Here is a 19,094-nt window from a genome sequence, read left to right as displayed (position 1 = left end):
TTCCGCAGTGATCAAGCCTACGCTCCGCTCGGCTCCTTGAACCGTTCGAGGTGTAAAGCCGGTAAGGCCTCATAAGCTCCGCCGGTTTTTTTAAATCTACAGGGAGCAAACGATGAGAAATACCGAAAATACCGGATTAATAGATATATTCGGCTTAAGCGGCAATCCGGCAGATGATGACCGTCTGGATGACTTGCTTCTTCGCCTGGAATCAGAGACCCCAAGCGTACATCAGGAGAACTCAAAACGTACCGTTTACTATCCTTTATCAGCATATACATCTGAAACGAAGCTTTCTACTATTTCAAAATCGCAGCGTCCATCCTAGTGTAGTGAATCAGAGATATCGGTACATAACCGATTCGAATGAATAAACCGTGAAGGAATGTTAAAAATGACTGGGTTGTTGTCAGACAAGGCGCGAGGAGGCGCATAGTTATTCATATGCAACGACGCGCAACGCAGTATGGCGGCAATCCAGTCATTTTTAAGTAGCGATATCTCTGACTCGCTACACTAGCCCCCAGGTGATCTGTACTGGACTACTGCAAGGATGAAAGAACCGCATCCGTCCATGGTATATAGTCTTCGATAAGAAAGCTTACCACTGAAGAGTTCCGCATATCCTCCTGGTATGCTGTGTATGGCACCAAAACAACGTTTTTGGTGCAAGCGGACGCAGGGTCCAACGAACAATCCAGAGTCAGGGTAAAGGGAGCGGGCGCATGTTTTACCCTTTCCACTGCGACGGCGGGCACAGCGGTATGCAGTTTCTTCGTCTGGAGCATTCCCCATGCCTGAAGCACAGCAAAAGCCAGGAAGCCGTATACAAGAAAGGCAAGTACATAAACACCGGCTTTTGTTGTTCCCTGGGTTGAAGTGACAATTCTCTTGTAACCGTTGACCATGTTCCATCCGCAAAGAAAAAATGCTGTCAGGATGAGGAGGATGCCAACAGCGGCATTGATGGTTGCGCCAAAGGGCTCCAGCTCAGTGCGAAACTTGATGACCCCGGCCCCCGCAAGGGTCAGGGTTGCGCAAATTATTACATTTCTCAGGTTGTCGAAGACATGCTGGAATAACGCGTCCTGGTCGTTGGTTGCAGGCTGATCCTCTATTAAAATAAAGGTACGCATAACTGAATTTCCGGGCCGAAGCGTATTTTTTGAAAAGGATTGATCTCGATGAAAATGAATACTGTTCAGTTAACTATAGTTTTAGCTGGGATTTTTTCAACCTTAAGTTTCGCCGAGATAAGCTCTTCGCTTCCGCCCGTGAAATCGCAGGGCCAAACACAATTTATTTCGGGAGGCATAGGCAAGGATGAGTCGGAAGCGATGCTGAAGGCAAGAAGCGCATGGTCACTGGCGCTTGAGCTGACGCAGGCAACGGGCTCCGGAGCCGAATACATCAGTGACGTCCAAATAACAATTAAAGATAAACTGGGCAACACTGTTCTGGATACGATCGCCGAAGGCCCCTACTTGCTGGTAAACCTCTCGCCCGGAAAATACTCCCTCGACGCCACCTATCAATCAGCCACCCTTCATCGTAACCTGAACCTCCAGGAAGGGGCCGCTAAAAAAATGACTTTAATCTGGCCTGAACCAAAAAATACAAAAAATAATTAACCTGTTCCCGACCGAGTTGAAGAGATCGATTTCAACGAAATGGCATAAGGCGTACGAATCCTCTCTTTACTCTCTTTAATCCGGGACGCCAGCGAAACGCTGCCGGGCCAAGCTTGTCCAAGCAGGTAATTCGTCCTTAGCCATTGGCAAAATATCCGCAGTTACCATAAATACCAATAACAAGCCGCTGAATAACCCGCACGCGCAGGGACGGCCGGGAAGACAGGTAATCCAACCAAGGAGAAATTTTATGGAAAATATAATTGCAGGACGGTTTCAAACAGAAGATGAGGCCAGATCAGCTGCGGCCTCGTTGGGCGAGTTTGTGAGCAAGAATGATATTTACATTTTTTTTAACAACCAGCCCGGTGCTCACGACTCGGATAGGGAAGCCAAAAGTTCCGGTGACCGCGGCGCCGGGGAAGGTGCGGCAACAGGAGCGGCCTCCGGAGGGGTTGTGGCAGGCACGATTGCGACCCTCGTAGGTGGTCCCGCGGCCGGCGCGGTCGCAGCCGCGGTTGGGGGTTACACCGGTTCACTTGCAGGTGCGGCGAGAGGTTTACCGGAAGAAGGTGAAGGTACGAACAAAGGCCCGCATTTACGGCCGGCCGGAATGATGCTGGCGGTGCGTGTCGCAAATGCCGGTAACACGCAGCGGATAATTGATCACTTGAGACAACACGGCGCTGCCGACATCGAACGGGCGCAAGGCAAGTGGGTAAATGGTAATTGGGTAGACTTCGATCCGGCGGCTCCTCCGCAACTGGTGAATTGATTCGCTTTCGTTGCTGCCACCGGTTGTGACAGAAACTGCGGACTCCAGGTCTGGCAGGAGGCTGAGCGAGTTCAAAGTTTGCAAACAGCGGAGTAGTGCATGGCTTCGTCGCGTCATAAGAACGAATCCAGCGCGATAAGCGCGGAGGCTTTGGCGGCACAGGCGGTAGCCGCCGGGCTGGTCTATGTTTCTGACAATGAGCCTGGAATTAATAGATTACGCCGCGGCCGTGGATTTCGCTACGTTGGCCCCGATAAAAAAGCGCTTACCGACAAGGCTGAGCTTGAGCGTATTGCCAAGCTGGCGATACCACCGGCTTATACCGACGTGTGGATCTGCCTTCACGCCCAGGGGCATTTGCAGGCCACCGGGCTCGATGGGCGCCAGCGTAAGCAGTATCGTTATCATCCCTGCTGGCGCGTGGTACGGGACAGCATCAAATTTAATCGCATGGCGGAATTCGGAGAAGCGCTACCCAGGCTTCGGCAGCATCTACAGCGTGACCTGAGACGGCGCGGCCTGCCGCGGGAAAAAGTTCTCGCGGCTATTGTAAGCTTGCTGGACACCACCCGCGTGCGTATCGGCAATCTGTCCTATGCACGCGACAATCATAGCTTCGGCCTTACCACCCTGCGCAAGCGCCATCTTTCCGCCGTCGGTAAGCGACATGCGCTGCTGAGATTTCGCGGGAAAGGCGGTGTCGAACATGAGGTCAAGATTGATGATAGACGTATCGTGAAAATCCTGCGGGATTGCCAACAGCTGCCGGGTCAACATCTGTTTCAATATCTGGATGATGACGGCAAACGCCATTCCGTCGGCGCGGAGCAGGTAAACAGCTACCTCCACGAAACAATGGGTGGCGAATTCACCGCCAAGGATTTCCGGACCTGGGGCGCTACGCTGAGAGCGTTTGAACTTATGCTGGATACGCCATTGCCGCAGCGCCGAAGCAAGCGCGCCCTCAAAGCCTGCATTGTATCCGCAACAAGAAAAGTTGCTGAGGAGTTGCGCAATACCCCCGCAGTCTGCCGAAAGTCCTACATTAACCCTTTGATCTTTTCCGCCTGGCAAACAGGCCTTCTTCACCAATGCATGCAAGAACAGGGAGGGGAAGTGCGCGAGGAGCTAGAGTGCATGGTTCTGGCTTTTCTTCGTCAGGAGCAGCCCTGAGGCGCACATGGATCGTGCATAAGGAACAATCCCGATCATTCTCCGCATCAATGAACCGCTGCGGCGCAACGTCGCATGTGGCATATTGCCGCATCATGGAATTGATGGGGACCAACCCAGTCTAACTTATATCTGGCCTGGATTCAGCGGCACACCCGGCCGGATAAACAGCTTTATCCGAGTTGTTTTTGCTGGCTTTTGCTGCGTCCCCGCCAGCCGCTTATTTCCATGACACTTGCCGTATTTTATGTTTACCCGCAGTGGCTCACTGGATGCAACTTACCCTTGTAAAGGTATTGACTTATACCCGACAGGGGTATATGTTAAAAAACAGAAAATTTCCCTGAAATTTAACCGAATTCTGCGTAACCGAGGACAAATTCAAAATGAATACATTAAGAGTTGCCACCCTTCTTGCTGGCGCGGCGTTGGCCGGAATATCCATGTTCGCTGCGGCGCATACCGAAGAATATTTCGACTCCGTCGAGTCGCCTCATGGCGGCCAAATGCGCATGTCCGGACCTTATCATCTGGAACTTGTCGCAAAGAATAAGGAAATCGTGCTTTATGTGATGGATCATGCCAACAGCAAGCTCAGCGCCGAAGGCGGCTCCGGTAAGGCCACTATACAAACCGGCAAGAACAAAGGCAGGACATCAATCAAACTGGAACAGGCAGGCGATAATATGCTCAAAGGGACCGGAGATTTCTCTATCAGCCCCGAGACAGTAGTCACCGTATTTATCGAACTGCCCGGGCAGGAAGCATACTCGGCCCGTTTCACCCCGCTAAAGCCCAGGGCCAAACTTGCCATGAAAGCTAAAGGTGCCACACCTCAAGCGGCTGGCAGTAGCGGGCACCATCATCATCACTGAGCGCGATAAATCACCCGGCTCAGCCACAAAGCGCCCCAAAGGCTTCCTTGGTAAACTCGTGCTGCTGGCTTCCTATACTCATACCGGCTCGCCTTTCACCAGGGAAAGCTGGGGGTCGGCCAGCAAGTTGTCAATAAAGCACTGGAAGCAACCGTCGGCTCGCAGTACAGCACGGGCATCGATGATGAGGCGTAAACGTCCGCTTTGCAGCCTCAACAGCTTCAGATAATTGGGGAAAAAATGATGCGCGGGTACGGCGATTCCGGAGCCCGGACGTTCAGTGGGATAACCCACCCATTCAGGCACCAATCCGGACTGGCGTATCGCGGCTTCGGGTTCTTCGTACACATACGCGGTGACGCCGATCGCATCGCTTTTCCACAGACTGATCGGTATAAGAGACTGGGCTGCGTGAGGGGTGGTGGACCGTCCTGCTTGCGCTGATGCGCGCTTGGGTTTGGCTGTCATGACAAGATTCCCTTTGTAAGCGATTTCAAAACTAACTCTCCCGACGCCAGTCCTGCCATTGCATTGCGATGATGGGCACAATCGAATCCAAAGGCAAGTGTCAATGTGGATTATTGGAGACGTTCCACTATCTTACGGATTTTTGGAATGTTGCAAATTGGACTGAAGTACATATACGTCAACCATTATTAAGGAATAGCTACGCCAAAACAAAAAACGGTAACCCACGAAATAATCATTGATACCAAAGTTGTGAAAATGTTAGTTCCCGTCGATTGGTGTTCCGTTATATAGTTCTAACGCACCTGCCCCTTGCTGAATTCCCGAATACGATGCGAAATACGATAATGGTCCGCCGGATTTTTTATCAAGACCCGCACTGGCCGGAATTATACCTTACAGCCTCTTTCCATTGGAGCCATCCATGAGCAACCATCCCACTCCCGACAATATTTTACAGACCGGCATGGCCTTCTGGGGATCAAAAACGCTTCTCAGCGCCGTCGAAATGGAGGTATTCACCGAATTGGCGGATGGCTCCCTGGACCTGGTGTCGCTGAGCGAACGGGTCGGGCTCCATCCCCGCTCAGCCTGCGATTTCCTGGACGCGCTGGTGGCGCTGGGTTTCCTCAAGCGTGAGGGTGGCCGCTACAGCAACACCCCTGAGACCGACATGTTCCTCGATCGGAAGAAACTGTCTTATATTGGTGGCATCCTCGAGATGGCGAACCGCCGCCTCTATCCATTCTGGGGTCACCTGACCGGGGCGCTTCGCACGGGTCAGCCGCAAAACGAATGCAAGACCGGCGGCGCTGGCCTCTTCGAAATCCTTTATGCCGAGCCTGCCCGGCTGCAGGAATTTCTCTCCGCGATGACTGGCGTCAGCCATGCGTCCAATCGCCTGATCGCCAGCAATTTTCCCTGGAAGGACTATCACACGTTTGTCGATATTGGCACCGCGCAGGGGGATCTTGCGGTACAGGTCGCACTCGCCAACCCGCACTTGCGCGGCTTGGGGTTCGATCTGCCCGAAGTCGCCCCGATTTTTCAGCAATACGCCGTCACCACGGGTGCCGCGGACCGGCTTACCTTCGTGCCCGGCGACTTCTTCAAGCATGATTTCCCGAAAGCAGACGTTGTGCTGATGGGACATATCCTCCATGACTGGGATCTGCCGACGAAAAAGATGCTCATCCGGAAGGCGTTCGAGGCCATTCCTGCCGGTGGCGCGCTCATTGTTTACGAGGCCATTATCGACGATGACCGCTCACAAAACGCGTTCGCATTAATGATGAGCCTGAACATGCTGATCGAAACGCCGGGAGGTTTCGATTATACAGGCGCAGATTGCAAAACCTGGATGAAAGACGCCGGGTTCTCCACCATGCGCGTAGAACCGCTGACCGGAGCGGATTCGATGGTGATCGGGATTAAATAGCAGCAGCTCCGGGATAGCATCTGCCGGATACACGCCTTACGTTTTCTTGTCCCCAGGTCCCCCAAGAATTAGGCTTCATTGCGCCAACGCTTGTTGGACGCGGAGGGTGTACTTTAGTCCAATAGACAACCTGCCACAAATCTATAAGATGCCGCTGGAATAACACCCTCCAACCAAGGAAAACAAATGAGCAGATTATTTGGGATAACAGGTATCGCAGCGCTTGTCCTGGGTGTCGCCTTGCCGGTCCAAGCGTTGCCGATCTACACCATGGCGGATTTCTCGGGCGATGTTACCAATGTGACCAAGTTCGGAGATGAACTAGGATTGCAAAGAACCAAAACATGTTCCGACTGCCCGGAAGGTTTCGTTGGCGGGCACGTAATGTTCGACTCCTCGCTTATCCCGGGGGCCGGAAGCGGGGTGGTGGATATTCCGCTGGCCTCAGTTGCTGGACTCTCAAACGATCTGATCCTTGATATTATCTTTGGCGGTAATCCCCTCGAATTCCATTTTGGCGATGCGGAGATTCAAGGCACCCCTGCTATCCAGTTCAAAAATGGCGTATTCAACGGGTTTGATTTTATAGAGGACTTTTTGCTGAATGGTAAATCTTTTGAACTCACCATGCAGGGAAAAAATTGGGATATAAAGGCAATGAATAGTAATGGCGTATATTCGCACCTTGCCGCGAGCGGCCATTTAAATGTCGGGGATACCAGTCTGACCAACCAGCGAATCTTCGTGCCGGCATCCGAACCGCTAGCAGAGCTTCCTGCCAGCGTTCCAGAACCCGGGACGCTGACGCTTCTCGGGCTTGGTATCCTGAGCCTGGCGGCGGCGCGCTTGCGCCGGCAGTCATCTCTCCCGTCTTGACCGAATCCCCTTGCAGGAGTGCCGTCGCGGAAGCGACGGCACATTGTTTTTTTCTGTTCGGCTCACCAGCTCAGGTAGGCCAATTAAAATTCGATATACAGGTACGATAGCGCCGTAATTGTGGAATCACTCAGTGTTTCCCATGCGTACGTGCCTTCGATGGCACAAGCGCCCCATGGTTGGCCCGTAGTCCGCGAATAAATTCTTCGACGTAGGGAAGCAGCTCGAACAAGAGGATAACCGCCATGATGGTCAGCACATAAGGGGCCGGCAAAGGCTCCTCCTTCCACGCGAGGTGGAACCGGGCGGTCTCCGGTCCCAGGCCGAAGAGCGCCTGGAATTGGCCCCAGTGAAGTGAAATGATGAACAGGATCGCCATCAGCGGTATCAACTCTAAAAAGCTGTGTACGTGCTGCTCGATGGGGGTTACATGGCGTGCCGTAACCGCGTAGCTGACATCCCATAGCGCCGTCGCCTCGTGGACGAAGAAAGCGACGATCATCAAAGCGATAATGCCGGCATTTACCTGCAGGAAGATCGCGGCGAGCAGCGGCAGGCCGATCTCGGCGAACATGAGGAGATGGAGCATCGACTCCTTGGCGCCGGTCGTTGTCTCGATATGCGAGGCACGATGGCAAAGCCAGTCGGCGCAACCGGCCAGCAGCCAGACCGGCAAGATGAAGTACATCAGTATGAGAACCGCGGGATCTTGCAGCATAATCCTTCTCCACTTCCCTGGCCGCCTTTCCCTCTCCATTATTCGACAGCGCCCTGATCTGCGCAGTTCCTGAAATGGATTAGCCGAAGCGGACTGGCCGGTCCAGCGGCTTGCGGAATAATTCCGACACTTGGTTTACACGAACCTGCGCCGATACTGATGCGCAATAGTGCTGTCCCACTACCAGGCCTCCGGAATTTTTTATACGAAAAAAGTCGAAATTACTATTGACATTTGGCAGTAATCCACATCTGTAGCACAAGCGACATATATGCTTGCAACACCTTCCCGAAAACCGCGTGAATGCTAGCTTTCCACATAAGATACTGATAACATATAATATTTTTCAAGTTCAAAAAATGGTCAATTGAGAAAATAATGTTACAGAAAGCCGACTTACCTTTCGTGTTCAAAGGTTATCAACAAACTTATCCACAGCAATTGTGGAGAACATAACTGACAGCGCAAGCTCACTATGCTAGTCCGTTTACCCGGCGCGGGTAGCGGAAGATAATTTTAATGCTTTTGCCGCTGTATCAACAGTGCCGTACCTAAGGAACCTCTGAACACGTCCTCCACGGAGCGGTTGCGGCAAAATCAGGATGCTCGCAAGGCGCACGAGAAGGCCGTAGTCTACGACACCAAGGAGTGCAACGCGGTGAGCCGCCCGATTCTGCCGCTCATTTGCCAACTGCGCGAAGGGACGGCGGCTTTGCGGGCGGGCTGCTTCGTCAAGCTCCCAGCGAAGGGGATCGACCATTCGCGTTGTCGCCTTTCCCGCATCTCATCCCGCAAAGCCGCCGTCGCGCCCCGTGGGACTTGTTCAGAGGTTTCCTGGGAGTTAAACAATTTGGGAAAGGACGCATTGCAAACGATCCAGAAATTGTTCGGTTGGAAGTTGATCTGGATGCAGGTTTCTCACATAGCAACTCCCCTCCCGTCCAACTTTTAGTTTCGCAGCTTTCCTTCCTGGCTTCCCTTCTGCCTCTCCTTCTCGCCTCTTTGCGGATGCCTGCTCTCAGAATAATTTTAATTTCACTTCCAATCTTCCAGCATCGCGCACTCCTTATATGTGCAACCCAGCGTCAGATTCTTTCCCAAAAAAAGAAAATTTCTCTTGACATTCAGAAATAATCCACATCGCGTCATAAAACTTTCACACTTGCACCGGCCAAACCCGCATGAATCTTTACTTTCATCGTAACCTATTGATAAAAAAGATATATTGATGAAGTTCAAAAAACAATCAAATAGGAAAAAATCGTTACAGGAAGGCAACTTACTCGCCATGTTCAGCGGTTATCAACAAACTTACCCACAGTAATTGTGAACAACAGAAATACTTACCCGACTGACATAACCTCTCAAAATCATCCTTTAAAATGGCGTACGGGGCAATGTTAAGGGGTTAAGGACATTATGAGAGACGCCTGTTTTGTGCGACCGGGAGAAACCGGGCCTCTGACACGAACTCAATCTCATACGCGCACAACGGACTCCCGGGATTCCCTGAACAATCGAGAATACGACGTTGATTTACTTTAAATCCGGCAGCCGGTAGGTTCGGTATCGCACAGTATTTTTCTATAGATGGATTATCTTTTGCGAAACATTCTGTGCAGGATTCGGGCGCGCACCCACATCGGATTTTTTGAGGTTCTTTTATTGCAGGTTTTTGAAGGAGAAGGCGGTGAAGAAACATGATCATGATGAGACATTCGAATCCTTCTCAGCTCTGCTTGATAAGGGGGCGGAAGTTTTTACGAAAAAAATGTTCAAACATTCACAATCAAAGGCTCAGGAACGCTGGAGCGATATGGAGCAGGACCGGCGGGGAAAGAAATCGTTTACCGTTAGATCGAAGTCCCGCCGAGACGAGTTGGTCTAATTTGGCCGGAGGATGGAGCACCGGTAACACGCATCCATTGCCCCCAAAAGGCCGCACGCAATGTGCGGAAAGCAGGAATCAATGATAAAGCCAGCGGTTGCTGAAGCATGCAACCAACGGCCCAAATTTCCCACAACCTGTTACCGCTACCTGAATGCGATATACGGATGCTCTCACCTTAATCGAAGATTTACGTCACGCAGACATTTTGAATTGTATGGATCATTCCCTATCCACCTCCCCGCTGAACAGGCACTCTTGCAATGGAGACCGGTCCTGAGAGACACCGCGATCTCGTGCAGATAGGGCCGGCCGTCCGGAACACCCTCGTAGTCGGCGTGTCCGCTCCACCATGCCGCAGGAGGATCGCGAAGCGTCCACACTACGCCTGTCAGTACGCCGCATTCGGATCTGGCGTACCTTGATGGTTATATGCAGGAACCGGTCGTAATAAAACTGGTCGAATATAATCATAGCTGCGCAAAGGCGTTTCTAATACGCAGATAATATTGCCGGCGATTCGGGGATTCGGCCTCGCTGTTGAAAGCTGCGAGTCAAAGCTGATTCGGTGTAATTTTTTAGCGGCAGTCAGCCCAACATTGCCGCGCATCAGTTCCATACTTGGAGAGGAGAGCGAAGATGACCATTTGTACCTTGCGACAGCACGAAAATCATACGCATCCACATGGCCCGAAGTGCGGTCATACAGGCATTATGCATGACGAGCATGTCGATTATCTGCACGACGGACATCTGCACTACCCGCATGGGGACCATATCGATGAGCATGTAATAGGGATAACGGCTGCAAATCCCGAAGATTGCACACCCGAACATGAGTGTGCGGGGCATTCGCAGGGACATATACACGGGCCCGGTTGCGGTCATGAGTCGGTGCCCCACGGCGAGCATGTGGACTACCTGGTCGACGGGCATCTCCATCATCCGCACAACGGCCATTGCGACAATCACGGCCCGGTGACGGTTCTGCTGGCAGTATAGCAGCAAGAAGTTCGGCGCAACGAAGGTGTCATTTTCGTTGAGTCGCAGGTTTCACCGCGATCGAACCCCCGGCATTTCTACGTCCCCCACGGCGGATTTGCCGGCATTCCTCCCTTGCATGATTTTGTCATATCTGGTGTATTGCTGATGTTCCCATCGGCCATGCTGCGCTGTCTGCTCAGCCACGTCTATCCATCCCCATCCTGTACTTTGGTCCAATAGAAAACCCTGGCTTGATGTACTTCTGTCCAATTGTGACAGCAAGGCAGACCAGTCATAGTTCGGCGTCACCTACTGATTCAAACGTCCCGGCCGGGTGACATGGGAGTAAACCGAATGATGGGTTGCGCTTCGCCCATCTGGAAATGCCCTGTAGAGGCATATAAAAAATATCTGATTTTACCTAATGAATTACAGGGAGAAAATAAAGTGAAAAGAAGCCTCGCCTTGATTATCGGCGTTTTATTTATTGCGCCTGCTCACGCAACACCCATGGATACGGCCAGCTGGACCAATTGGACATCATCGGCCCCCGGGAGCATCAGTGGCAGCTTTACCCAAGGGTCCAACACCATCGATGTCACTTACACCGGAAATGCGTTCGGAGTCGATTACGGTTCACATATTTATAACGTTCCTGCTTCATTTACCAACGCCGAGGTGACGAACACCCCTGGAACAAACGGAACGGTCCTGATGACGGGGGGTACGAACGAAATTAACGCCTTTCATTTTTCCCAGGCCGTGGTCGATCCTATCATCGATCTTTTTAGCGTGGGTCAGGCAGGAGTGGCGGTAACATTCAATTTTCTGGACGGCGCAACGTTCAGCATACTGAATCAGGGAGCCGGCAATTGGGGCGGTGGCTTGCTCACCCAAAGCGGCAGTTCTGTTACCGGGTGGGAAGGCAACGGACTGCTTCAATTTCATGGAACTTACACTGATATCTACTTTACAACGCCTGATTATGAATATTACTATGGCGCCACTGTCGGTGCGGTAAATGCCGTTCCCGAGCCCGCTACCTATGCGCTGATATTGGGAGGGCTGGGATTCCTGGCCTGGACAACACGCCGAAGAAAGCAAGACGTCAAGCAAGTGTAGACGCATCTCAGTTACAGGCCGCTGGAACGTTTGGGGATGGGCGCATTACGGCCCATCCCTTTTTCTGTTACGCTTGAGCGAGTAAATGTGATGCAAAGATCAGTCCAAGGAGTAGAATTGTCAGGTGCGGCGGCAGCCAAAGACACCGTCGTGCTTGTGCATGGGCTGTGGATGCATGGCTGGGTCATGAAATTAATGGGAATGCGGCTTCGGCACTGCGGCTTTCATCCTGTCTTCTTTTCTTATCCTTCCATGCGCAAATCGCTGTCGCAAAACGCGTTGTTGCTGTCGCATTTTGTTGCCGGCATCGACGCGCCGCGGGTCCATTTTATCGGTCATAGCCTGGGTGGTCTTCTCGTGCTGCAAATGCTTGCGGAATATCCGGAACAGCGTACCGGGCGCGTTGTGTTGGCCGGAAGCCCCTATCATGCGAGTTGCGTGGCGGCGAAGCTTTCACGCAGAGGGCCGGGGCGATATATTCTAGGCCATAGCATGCTCCAGTGGCTTCGACAGAACACGCTGGAGGGTGACCTCCCATACGAGCTCGGGGTAATCGCCGGCTGCAAGAGCATGGGTGGCGGCAGGCTGATATTCCGGTTGCCGCATCCCAATGACGGTGTGGTCACGGTTGAGGAAACGCGGGTACCGAATATAAGAGACCGGATAGTGCTCAACGTGAGTCATTCGGGAATGCTCTTTTCTGCCGGCCTGGTCCGTCAGGCATGCGCATTTTTGCGATCGGGGTATTTTTTGCACGATTCAACCCAGATAATCCATTAGGACGCGAGATTCCACGACCCGCAAGAACTTTTTTTGCACTTAACTCTCCATTACTCTCTCTCCCTCTTTGATAAGCTCCCCAATACTGCCGGATTCAGGATAATGACGATACGAATTTCACGCATATTAAGGCAGAATTGTGCTGTCGTTCTTGCCGCTTTGCTTGCAGGTTGCGCCAATCTCGACTATTACGCCCAAGCCGTGGATGGCCACATGGACATCCGGGACCGAACCCAGCCGATCAGCACGATTATCGCCGACCCCGATGCCAATCCGGCGTTGAAAGGCGCGCTGGCTGTCGTGGTCAAGCTACGCCAATTTGCCAATCATCAACTTAAACTTCCTGACAACCAGAGCTTTACGACTTACGCTGACGTGGGACGCCCCTACGCGGTGTGGAATGTAACCGCCGCGCCGGAGTTATCATTGGAGCTGAAAAAATGGTGTTTCGTGGCGATCGGCTGTGTCACCTACCGTGGCTTTTTCTCCAAGGCCGAGGCGGAACGCTTTGCCGAAGGGCTCAAGGCAAAAGGTTACGACGTCACTGTTGGGGGGGTACGCGCTTACTCCACCCTGGGTTGGTTCAAAGATCCGATACTCAATACCTTCCTGGGCTATTCCGAAACAGAACTCGCCCAACTCATGTTTCACGAGCTTGCCCACCAGGTGGTGTATGTGCGTGATGACAGCACCTTCAATGAGTCTTTTGCGACTGCGGTAGAGCTGGAGGGCGTGGCCCGCTGGCTGAACAGCAACGGAACAAGTGAACAGCGATCAGCCTTTGATGCGGCGCAAAAAAAGAAAGACGCGTCTGCCGAAATCATGCTGAGTCACCGCAAAAGACTGGAGGAAGTATTCGCCTCCAACGTAACAAATGCGGAAAAGCGTGCCGCCAAGGCACGCATCTTAGCGGAGTTGCGCGATAAACTCTCCGCATTGGAAGCCACCACAGCCGGGGTCAGCACTTATGAACGCTGGTGGGCGCAGCGTCTCAACAATGCATATCTTGCCTCGATCTCGACGTATACGCACCTGGTACCCGCGTTCCAGGCACTGCTTGCGCGGCAGGACGGAAATATCGAACGGTTCTACGAAACTGTAAAAAGAATCAGTACCTTGCCGGAGGCCGAGCGGACATCGTTACTGCACAGAACGGTTTCGGGCAACCGGACCGCCGCGAGTTCAACCCCTTAGCAATCAGTGCATCCGTTCAGGCGCCGTTGATCAATGCAGGATGAAGCAATTCAATCTCGTCCAGATGGCGGCCTTGCTGCGGCGGCGAATAGGCGCTGTAGCGCGAAAGGGTGGAAGGCTCCAGGTAACCTGTGATTTGTTCGAGATCCGACAGCCTGAGCCCCTGGCGAACCAGGTAGGCGATATAGCTATGCCGGATCGTGCCAGCGGTAATCCTCTGCGGGTCCGGCAAGCCCGAGTCCACCGCGGCGCAGACCAGGGCGGCGGAAAGCTCGATCCGCAACCCCGGATCATCCGGATTCCAGGCGGGACGGCCGCCCGATCGTTCAAATAATAGTTTGAGGGAGTTGCTGATAGGAATGATCCTTGGCGTCTTTCCCGCGACGGTGATGGTTGCCGCCCGCAAATCGATCTGGTGCGGTTGTAAAGAAGCAGCTTCATCGATACTGAGGCCGCTGAGTAACAGGCTGATCAGTTGCTTTCCTTGCAGGTTTGCGGCACCAAGCAAAATTCTTAGCTGATGGCTCGAGAGCTCGCGGTCCGAAGGAGCCGCCAGCACGGCGCTGGTTTTATGGGCCAGAGGACTGGGCACACTTTGTGAATAATTAACCAGTTCCGCGCCGGCCGATGGATAATTATGTATCCCGAAAACCGTAACAGGCGGTTGCTGCCCCCCCTTTCTCTGAGTTAAATACTCGAAAATCCAGACACTGAAAAGACCTAACAGTAGAGAGCCCGCAATCGCTATCAGCGCATCACGGCCATAGTCCGGTCTCACCGGGTCCCTGGGCTCGTACGCCCGGCTAATAACCGTTACCTGCGGGTATTTCTCTTTGTGGCCGGCGCCGAGTTGCACCAGTCGGTCCTGCGTTTCACGGTAGAGGTTTTCCAGGCTTTCCAGATCGGCTTTTAACGCATCGTGCTTGGCGAACTTTGTGGTAAACGCCGACGCCTGATGCTTGTGTTCATCCAGCTGATCACGAATTTCTCTTACGGTCTGCTGCGCAGCGGCATAAGTCACTTCCGCATCTGCCAGCACGACGTTACTGCCCTCCTGCTGTTTACCTTTGATTGCTGTTTCCAGTTCTGCAATTTGCTGCGGGATAAACTTGAATTCGGGGTGCAGATTGATATATTCTCGTGTAAATTTTTTATCCAGCTCCGTCAGCTTATCGCGCAAATCCCGTACCCGCAGTTCAAGCGCGAGCAAACCTGCCTTTTCCTCATTGGGAACCACCGCCTTCCCGCGAGAAACGGCTGATTTTATCGCGGCAACATTCGCCCTGGCCTTGACTTCCTCTTCACTGGCTTTATTAAGCGAGTCGGTCAGACCTTTAAGGCGGGCTAACGCTTCGTTTTCTTCGCGCCCGATTGAAGAAATATCGTTATTCTTTCTGAAAATCTCCAGTTCGGACCGGGCCACATTGACTTTCCCGGCCAAGGCCTTCAGTTCGCCTTCAATAATACGTGTTGTATCGCCCGTGAGCCGCTTGACCTCTTCAGTCCTGGCATCCAGGTAGACATCTATCCAGGTATTGATGAGCACCGGCAGGAATTTCGGGTCCAGATCTTCCGCCTGTATTTCAACAAGGTTGGTATCGGCGACAGGTTCGACATGCAATAAATTTTGTATATCGGAGATCGTCAGCTGAAGCCGGGATTTATCGGTGGCTGACGCCTTGAGCCGCGACAGGGTCTCGGCAACAAGTTCATGCCCCAGTAAGAACTGCCTTTGAATAGCAACGTGCTGGATATCCGGATCGCCACTTTCACGATCGATGGCGGTCATTGCGGAGGTTAGCAGTGTTGCGCCGCTGCGGTAAATGGCTGGACGGCTGTAGTTGTAAGCCAGGCTGATAATGGCGCTGATTAAAAAGACAATGCTAAAAATGCTTAGCCGGCGCGATCGATACCAAGGCTCGTTCGAGACGGCAGGCGAATAGACACCACCGGAAAAATGCGGATCGGCTCTGTTTTTCATCGAAGCCGTGATCTCAGCATGAAGCCCTCGCATCTGATGATGGGACGGTTGCAACGAGAAAATCGATTTTCAGATCAGCAGAATATTTCATGATCACTCGCTCCACACCCACGGGACAACATAACCAATGCCACGCTATAAATGATACTTCTGTGCGGTTCCATACAAACAGCAAACGTTTATACGAGGACAATATGCGGAAAAATGTGAGCGGGCGTTTTCACATTCCTGTAAAAGTTTTGTTTTAAGGTAGCTATTGTAAGAATATTTTAAATGATGGGTTGCCCCGTTTTGGTTTACTCCATTTATTAAGGAATCGAGAAAATGATAAAATGCAATGATCAAAATCCGTTCGGTATGGCTTTGGCTGGGGCTGATCACAGATCGGTAGCGTTCAGGCAAAAAATGCTTCACCACTTTCACTCGAAAGGCCGACCGACTTGGAGAGATATCGAGATATTGCCGGACAGAAAAGCAAATGCTCCTGTGATATTTTCGAAGGAAAGCGCCTGACCCGCACTTGCAGCCGCGGTCACCTCCACCTGTCGCCCGAATAAATTGCAGCAGGTTCGCAATTCCCTGAGCGCGCAAGCGCGAGAGTTTTAATGCGCCACAATTCCCCCGATCTTCCTCCTCATTCCCATTCCCCCACTCGTCGGTCCCTTATGCCGGCAATATTTGTGGGGCATGGCAATCCAATGAACGCGCTTAGTAACAACGCCTATACAACGGCATGGTCCGCTATTGGCGCCGCGCTTCCCCGCCCTACCGCCATTCTTTCCATATCGGCACATTGGTATGTGCCGCAAACAGCAGTCACCGCCATGGCAAAGCCGCGGACTATCCATGACTTTGGCGGATTCCCGCGAGAACTTCATCGAGTCCAGTACCCCGCGCCAGGCTCGCTTGAACTTGCTGCAAAAGTGGCGGATTTGCTTGGACCGGGCTTGGCCACCATGGATACGGGCTGGGGCCTGGATCACGGAACCTGGTCCGTTCTCATGCATATTTTTCCGCATGCCGATATTCCGGTTGTTCAGTTAAGCATCGATGAAACCAGGGAGGCAGCCTGGCATTACGATATTGCCCGCCTCCTGGCGCCGTTGCGCGAGGAGGGAGTGCTTATCCTGGGGAGTGGAAATATTGTGCACAACCTGCATACCTATTCATGGGGAAACCGCAAGGTCGAACCGTACGATTGGGCGCTTCGATTCGAAAACGTTGTGCGGAAGACGCTGAGTTCGGGCGATTTCCAGCCTCTTATCGAGTATGAAAAACTGGGACAAGATGCAAAACTATCCGTGCCGACGCCGGACCATTACCTCCCGTTGCTCTATATCCTCGCCCAACGCCAAAAAGATGAAGAAACAAGCTTTCCGGTGGAAGGGTTCGATGGCGGTTCAATTTCCATGCTGGCGGTGAGAATAGGCTGATTCCAGGATCAGGCCTGCAGCTAAAGTTCTCGATAACGGTAAGCCACTGCTGTTTCATGGTGCCGCATGGCACGTGCGTGGATCGAATCCTCATACGCTGCAAATACGTCATGTTGGCCTGCCGTCCGGATCGCCTCCAGCAACGCATGTGCCCCCCGCTGGGCGGATTCAATCGCCAGCTCGATTCCCATGCCGCTGAGGGCGTCCGGCGCAAAAGCCGCATCGCCGACGGCGATCCATCCCTCCCCGGCTGCCTTGCTGAATGGCCGAACGTCAGCGGTACGGCCGGTTATGCGCGAGATTCTCGCGCTGCGCGTGTTGCATGGATTGCCTTCGGCGCTTGTCATCAGGGGAGTGAGCAGGCGCGTGCGATGAAGCTCCCGGGAAAAAAAGTCGCGCAGGGACGCGTCCCGCTGCTTGACCACCTCCCGGCTGGTGCAAAAACCGGCAAAATGACGGCCATCGGCAGCGGGTAGCGCATACCACCATCCATTATCCATGGCTTCGACATGGAGGGCGTGACCTGGAGCATCTGACTGTTGGCCGAGTGACGCCATCAGCGCGATTTGCGATGATTCCGCCATCGGCGTCTGGTCAAAAAAACGCGCCGCTGCGCGTCCGGTTGCAAGAACAACGAAACGCGCATGCAACAGTTCATCTTCCCCTTCTCCCAAGCGTAGGGAGAGCTCCCAGCGGTCGCTGCGGCGCGCAATACCCACCACCTTGGTATCGGGAATAACGGATACTCCGGCGGTGCTTGCCAGGTTGCGCAATGCCCGGTCTAAAAGCTCGCGTTCAAGCGCCACACCGGCGCCCCACGGATTAAACATCGCGCTCGACCTGACAGGTCCCGGCGTGCCCCACAGCGATACCGTCTCGTTAACTTCTATGCCAGGCGCGACTTGGAGAAAAAAGTCCGGGCAATGCTGCTCGATAAGACGGCGCGCGCGGCCCGATACGAGTTCGATGCCGCCGATGCTGTAGCCATCCCAATGCACGAGACTCACGCGCGCGCCACCCCGCGCAAGCGTCAACGCACATATCGCGCCAGCTGGCCCGCCTCCCACGACAACAGCATCGATGCTTTGCCTACTCCCTGATTGAGCCATTCACTGGAGAGTTCCTACGTCCTGGCGCCTCATTTCCGCGCCTACCTGTCACTTGCCAATCTGCCGGCATCAGAAAAAACTTGTTTGGCAATACCTTCCAGCCCAAGCGGACTATTGCGGCCGTAGGTGACACACTTTTCATACCCGCTCACGGCGAAACAGATACTGGTGCTCGCGGAATCCGGCATGCGCAGCGCCTCTGTCCCCACAGTTCCGTCGTCTTTCAGGAAGACCGAATATCGGGTGTTGTATTGCGAGGGAAGGTCGAAAAAACGGATCTTGTAAAGCGCATTCAGGAGAGCCAGCAGTTCCCTATTTCCATAGGAAAACTGCATCCTCTCGCCATCACGCTCAAGTGTTGCGCCGCCGGTGCCGGACAGGATGACGCGCCGGATGGGCAAAGCGGGATTGCCGGAATGACGGGTCAGGCGCACGCTGACCTCGTCGAGGCGATAGGTAAGCGGCGGGCCACCCTCTCCGAGACTCAGCTCTGTGGCCATGGACACTGTCCCCATAAAACAGGTACCGAAAACAAGAAGGCTGGCCAGAAAAGAGCGACGCAATATCCGCATCACCAGCATTTTCCCGAATGCGAAACTGGGGAACCGTTCCAGGTTTCGCGCCGCGGAATCACGGCATGAGGCCCGCC

Annotated in this window: 18 protein-coding genes; 12 read left to right on the top strand and 6 right to left on the bottom strand. The window is 53.1% G+C overall.

Annotated features, from left to right (window positions below; all coding sequences use genetic code 11):
- The first annotated feature begins 112 nt into the window (after window positions 1-112).
- Window positions 113-328 carry a hypothetical protein gene (locus BLP45_RS01515; RefSeq protein ID WP_090369086.1) on the top strand — a complete coding sequence of 72 codons (216 nt, stop codon included), beginning with the start codon at window positions 113-115 and terminating at the stop codon, window positions 326-328.
- Window positions 329-542: 214 nt separating this feature from the next.
- On the opposite strand, the gene BLP45_RS01510 is transcribed toward BLP45_RS01515, so the two are convergent.
- Entirely contained in the window at window positions 543-1,136 is a 594-nt protein-coding gene (locus tag BLP45_RS01510) for a hypothetical protein (protein ID WP_090369084.1), read from the bottom strand.
- A 48-nt stretch (window positions 1,137-1,184) separates the two neighbouring features.
- Here BLP45_RS01510 and BLP45_RS01505 point away from each other — a divergent pair, with 48 nt between their 5' ends.
- The 4 genes from BLP45_RS01505 (at window position 1,185) to BLP45_RS01490 (ending at window position 4,454) form a co-directional block, all read left to right on the top strand.
- Window positions 1,185-1,631 (top strand): carboxypeptidase-like regulatory domain-containing protein, encoded by a 447-nt coding sequence (locus BLP45_RS01505; RefSeq protein ID WP_090369082.1) that lies wholly within the window; start codon window positions 1,185-1,187, stop codon window positions 1,629-1,631.
- A 250-nt stretch (window positions 1,632-1,881) separates the two neighbouring features.
- A complete protein-coding gene (locus tag BLP45_RS01500) occupies window positions 1,882-2,406 on the top strand; it encodes a hypothetical protein (RefSeq protein ID WP_090369080.1) in 525 nt (174 codons plus the stop codon).
- Window positions 2,407-2,505: 99 nt separating this feature from the next.
- Window positions 2,506-3,579 (top strand): DNA topoisomerase IB, encoded by a 1,074-nt coding sequence (locus BLP45_RS01495; protein WP_090369078.1) that lies wholly within the window; start codon window positions 2,506-2,508, stop codon window positions 3,577-3,579.
- Window positions 3,580-3,965: 386 nt separating this feature from the next.
- Entirely contained in the window at window positions 3,966-4,454 is a 489-nt protein-coding gene (locus BLP45_RS01490) for a hypothetical protein (RefSeq protein ID WP_090369076.1), read from the top strand.
- Between the two features lie 78 nt (window positions 4,455-4,532).
- Here the strand turns inward: BLP45_RS01490 and BLP45_RS01485 are convergent, their stop codons facing one another.
- A complete protein-coding gene (locus tag BLP45_RS01485; RefSeq protein ID WP_090369074.1) occupies window positions 4,533-4,922 on the bottom strand; it encodes a hypothetical protein in 390 nt (129 codons plus the stop codon).
- A gap of 424 nt (window positions 4,923-5,346) precedes the next feature.
- Here BLP45_RS01485 and BLP45_RS01480 point away from each other — a divergent pair, with 424 nt between their 5' ends.
- Both BLP45_RS01480 and BLP45_RS01475 read left to right on the top strand, forming a co-directional pair.
- The gene (locus BLP45_RS01480) at window positions 5,347-6,360 is read left to right on the top strand and encodes a methyltransferase (RefSeq protein WP_090369073.1); all 1,014 of its coding nucleotides are present in this window, start codon (window positions 5,347-5,349) and stop codon (window positions 6,358-6,360) included.
- Window positions 6,361-6,546: 186 nt separating this feature from the next.
- Window positions 6,547-7,236, top strand: coding sequence for a PEP-CTERM sorting domain-containing protein (locus tag BLP45_RS01475; protein WP_090369071.1), 690 nt, complete (start codon window positions 6,547-6,549; stop codon window positions 7,234-7,236).
- Between the two features lie 130 nt (window positions 7,237-7,366).
- Here the strand turns inward: BLP45_RS01475 and BLP45_RS01470 are convergent, their stop codons facing one another.
- A complete protein-coding gene (locus tag BLP45_RS01470; protein ID WP_090369069.1) occupies window positions 7,367-7,954 on the bottom strand; it encodes a diguanylate cyclase in 588 nt (195 codons plus the stop codon).
- A gap of 2,527 nt (window positions 7,955-10,481) precedes the next feature.
- On the opposite strand from BLP45_RS01470, the gene BLP45_RS01450 reads away from it, so the two are divergent.
- From BLP45_RS01450 to BLP45_RS01435, 4 genes are all read left to right on the top strand, one after another.
- Complete coding sequence (locus tag BLP45_RS01450) at window positions 10,482-10,844, top strand: hypothetical protein (RefSeq protein ID WP_090369062.1); 363 nt, start codon at window positions 10,482-10,484, stop codon at window positions 10,842-10,844.
- Window positions 10,845-11,273: 429 nt separating this feature from the next.
- Complete coding sequence (locus BLP45_RS14840) at window positions 11,274-11,948, top strand: PEP-CTERM sorting domain-containing protein (RefSeq protein WP_176754622.1); 675 nt, start codon at window positions 11,274-11,276, stop codon at window positions 11,946-11,948.
- Window positions 11,949-12,038: 90 nt separating this feature from the next.
- Window positions 12,039-12,728 (top strand): esterase/lipase family protein, encoded by a 690-nt coding sequence (locus BLP45_RS01440; RefSeq protein WP_176754621.1) that lies wholly within the window; start codon window positions 12,039-12,041, stop codon window positions 12,726-12,728.
- Between the two features lie 102 nt (window positions 12,729-12,830).
- Window positions 12,831-13,922 carry an aminopeptidase gene (locus BLP45_RS01435; protein WP_256327623.1) on the top strand — a complete coding sequence of 364 codons (1,092 nt, stop codon included), beginning with the start codon at window positions 12,831-12,833 and terminating at the stop codon, window positions 13,920-13,922.
- A gap of 16 nt (window positions 13,923-13,938) precedes the next feature.
- On the opposite strand, the gene BLP45_RS01430 is transcribed toward BLP45_RS01435, so the two are convergent.
- Window positions 13,939-15,903: a GumC family protein gene (locus tag BLP45_RS01430; protein WP_090369055.1), complete on the bottom strand. Its 1,965-nt coding sequence runs from the start codon at window positions 15,901-15,903 to the stop codon at window positions 13,939-13,941.
- A gap of 605 nt (window positions 15,904-16,508) precedes the next feature.
- On the opposite strand from BLP45_RS01430, the gene ygiD reads away from it, so the two are divergent.
- The gene (ygiD, locus tag BLP45_RS01420) at window positions 16,509-17,336 is read left to right on the top strand and encodes a 4,5-DOPA-extradiol-dioxygenase (protein ID WP_256327622.1); all 828 of its coding nucleotides are present in this window, start codon (window positions 16,509-16,511) and stop codon (window positions 17,334-17,336) included.
- 20 nt (window positions 17,337-17,356) lie between these two features.
- On the opposite strand, the gene BLP45_RS01415 is transcribed toward ygiD, so the two are convergent.
- Window positions 17,357-18,445, bottom strand: a complete 1,089-nt coding sequence (locus BLP45_RS01415) for an NAD(P)/FAD-dependent oxidoreductase (protein WP_090369048.1) — start codon at window positions 18,443-18,445, stop codon at window positions 17,357-17,359.
- A 41-nt stretch (window positions 18,446-18,486) separates the two neighbouring features.
- Window positions 18,487-18,945: a hypothetical protein gene (locus BLP45_RS01410; protein ID WP_090369411.1), complete on the bottom strand. Its 459-nt coding sequence runs from the start codon at window positions 18,943-18,945 to the stop codon at window positions 18,487-18,489.
- Window positions 18,946-19,094: the final 149 nt, after the last annotated feature.

Source organism: Nitrosospira sp. Nl5 (assembly GCF_900102495.1).
Lineage (GTDB): Bacteria > Pseudomonadota > Gammaproteobacteria > Burkholderiales > Nitrosomonadaceae > Nitrosospira.
This window is presented reverse-complemented; position numbering and strand designations above follow the sequence as displayed.

Excerpts from the sequence above, each read along its gene's own strand:
- BLP45_RS01505 (WP_090369082.1), top strand. The coding sequence starts at position 1,185 with ATGAAAATGAATACTGTTCAGTTAACTATAGTTTTAGCTGGGATTTTT.
- BLP45_RS01495 (WP_090369078.1), top strand. The coding sequence starts at position 2,506 with ATGGCTTCGTCGCGTCATAAGAACGAATCCAGCGCGATAAGCGCGGAG.
- BLP45_RS01470 (WP_090369069.1), bottom strand. The coding sequence starts at position 7,954 with ATGCTGCAAGATCCCGCGGTTCTCATACTGATGTACTTCATCTTGCCG.
- BLP45_RS01435 (WP_256327623.1), top strand. The coding sequence starts at position 12,831 with ATGACGATACGAATTTCACGCATATTAAGGCAGAATTGTGCTGTCGTT.
- BLP45_RS01430 (WP_090369055.1), bottom strand. The coding sequence starts at position 15,903 with ATGAAAAACAGAGCCGATCCGCATTTTTCCGGTGGTGTCTATTCGCCT.
- BLP45_RS01415 (WP_090369048.1), bottom strand. The coding sequence starts at position 18,445 with ATGGCTCAATCAGGGAGTAGGCAAAGCATCGATGCTGTTGTCGTGGGA.
- BLP45_RS01515 (WP_090369086.1), top strand. The coding sequence starts at position 113 with ATGAGAAATACCGAAAATACCGGATTAATAGATATATTCGGCTTAAGC.
- BLP45_RS01450 (WP_090369062.1), top strand. The coding sequence starts at position 10,482 with ATGACCATTTGTACCTTGCGACAGCACGAAAATCATACGCATCCACAT.
- BLP45_RS01490 (WP_090369076.1), top strand. The coding sequence starts at position 3,966 with ATGAATACATTAAGAGTTGCCACCCTTCTTGCTGGCGCGGCGTTGGCC.
- ygiD (WP_256327622.1), top strand. The coding sequence starts at position 16,509 with ATGCGCCACAATTCCCCCGATCTTCCTCCTCATTCCCATTCCCCCACT.
- BLP45_RS01510 (WP_090369084.1), bottom strand. The coding sequence starts at position 1,136 with ATGCGTACCTTTATTTTAATAGAGGATCAGCCTGCAACCAACGACCAG.
- BLP45_RS01475 (WP_090369071.1), top strand. The coding sequence starts at position 6,547 with ATGAGCAGATTATTTGGGATAACAGGTATCGCAGCGCTTGTCCTGGGT.
- BLP45_RS01485 (WP_090369074.1), bottom strand. The coding sequence starts at position 4,922 with ATGACAGCCAAACCCAAGCGCGCATCAGCGCAAGCAGGACGGTCCACC.
- BLP45_RS01500 (WP_090369080.1), top strand. The coding sequence starts at position 1,882 with ATGGAAAATATAATTGCAGGACGGTTTCAAACAGAAGATGAGGCCAGA.
- BLP45_RS01440 (WP_176754621.1), top strand. The coding sequence starts at position 12,039 with ATGCAAAGATCAGTCCAAGGAGTAGAATTGTCAGGTGCGGCGGCAGCC.
- BLP45_RS01480 (WP_090369073.1), top strand. The coding sequence starts at position 5,347 with ATGAGCAACCATCCCACTCCCGACAATATTTTACAGACCGGCATGGCC.
- BLP45_RS01410 (WP_090369411.1), bottom strand. The coding sequence starts at position 18,945 with ATGGCCACAGAGCTGAGTCTCGGAGAGGGTGGCCCGCCGCTTACCTAT.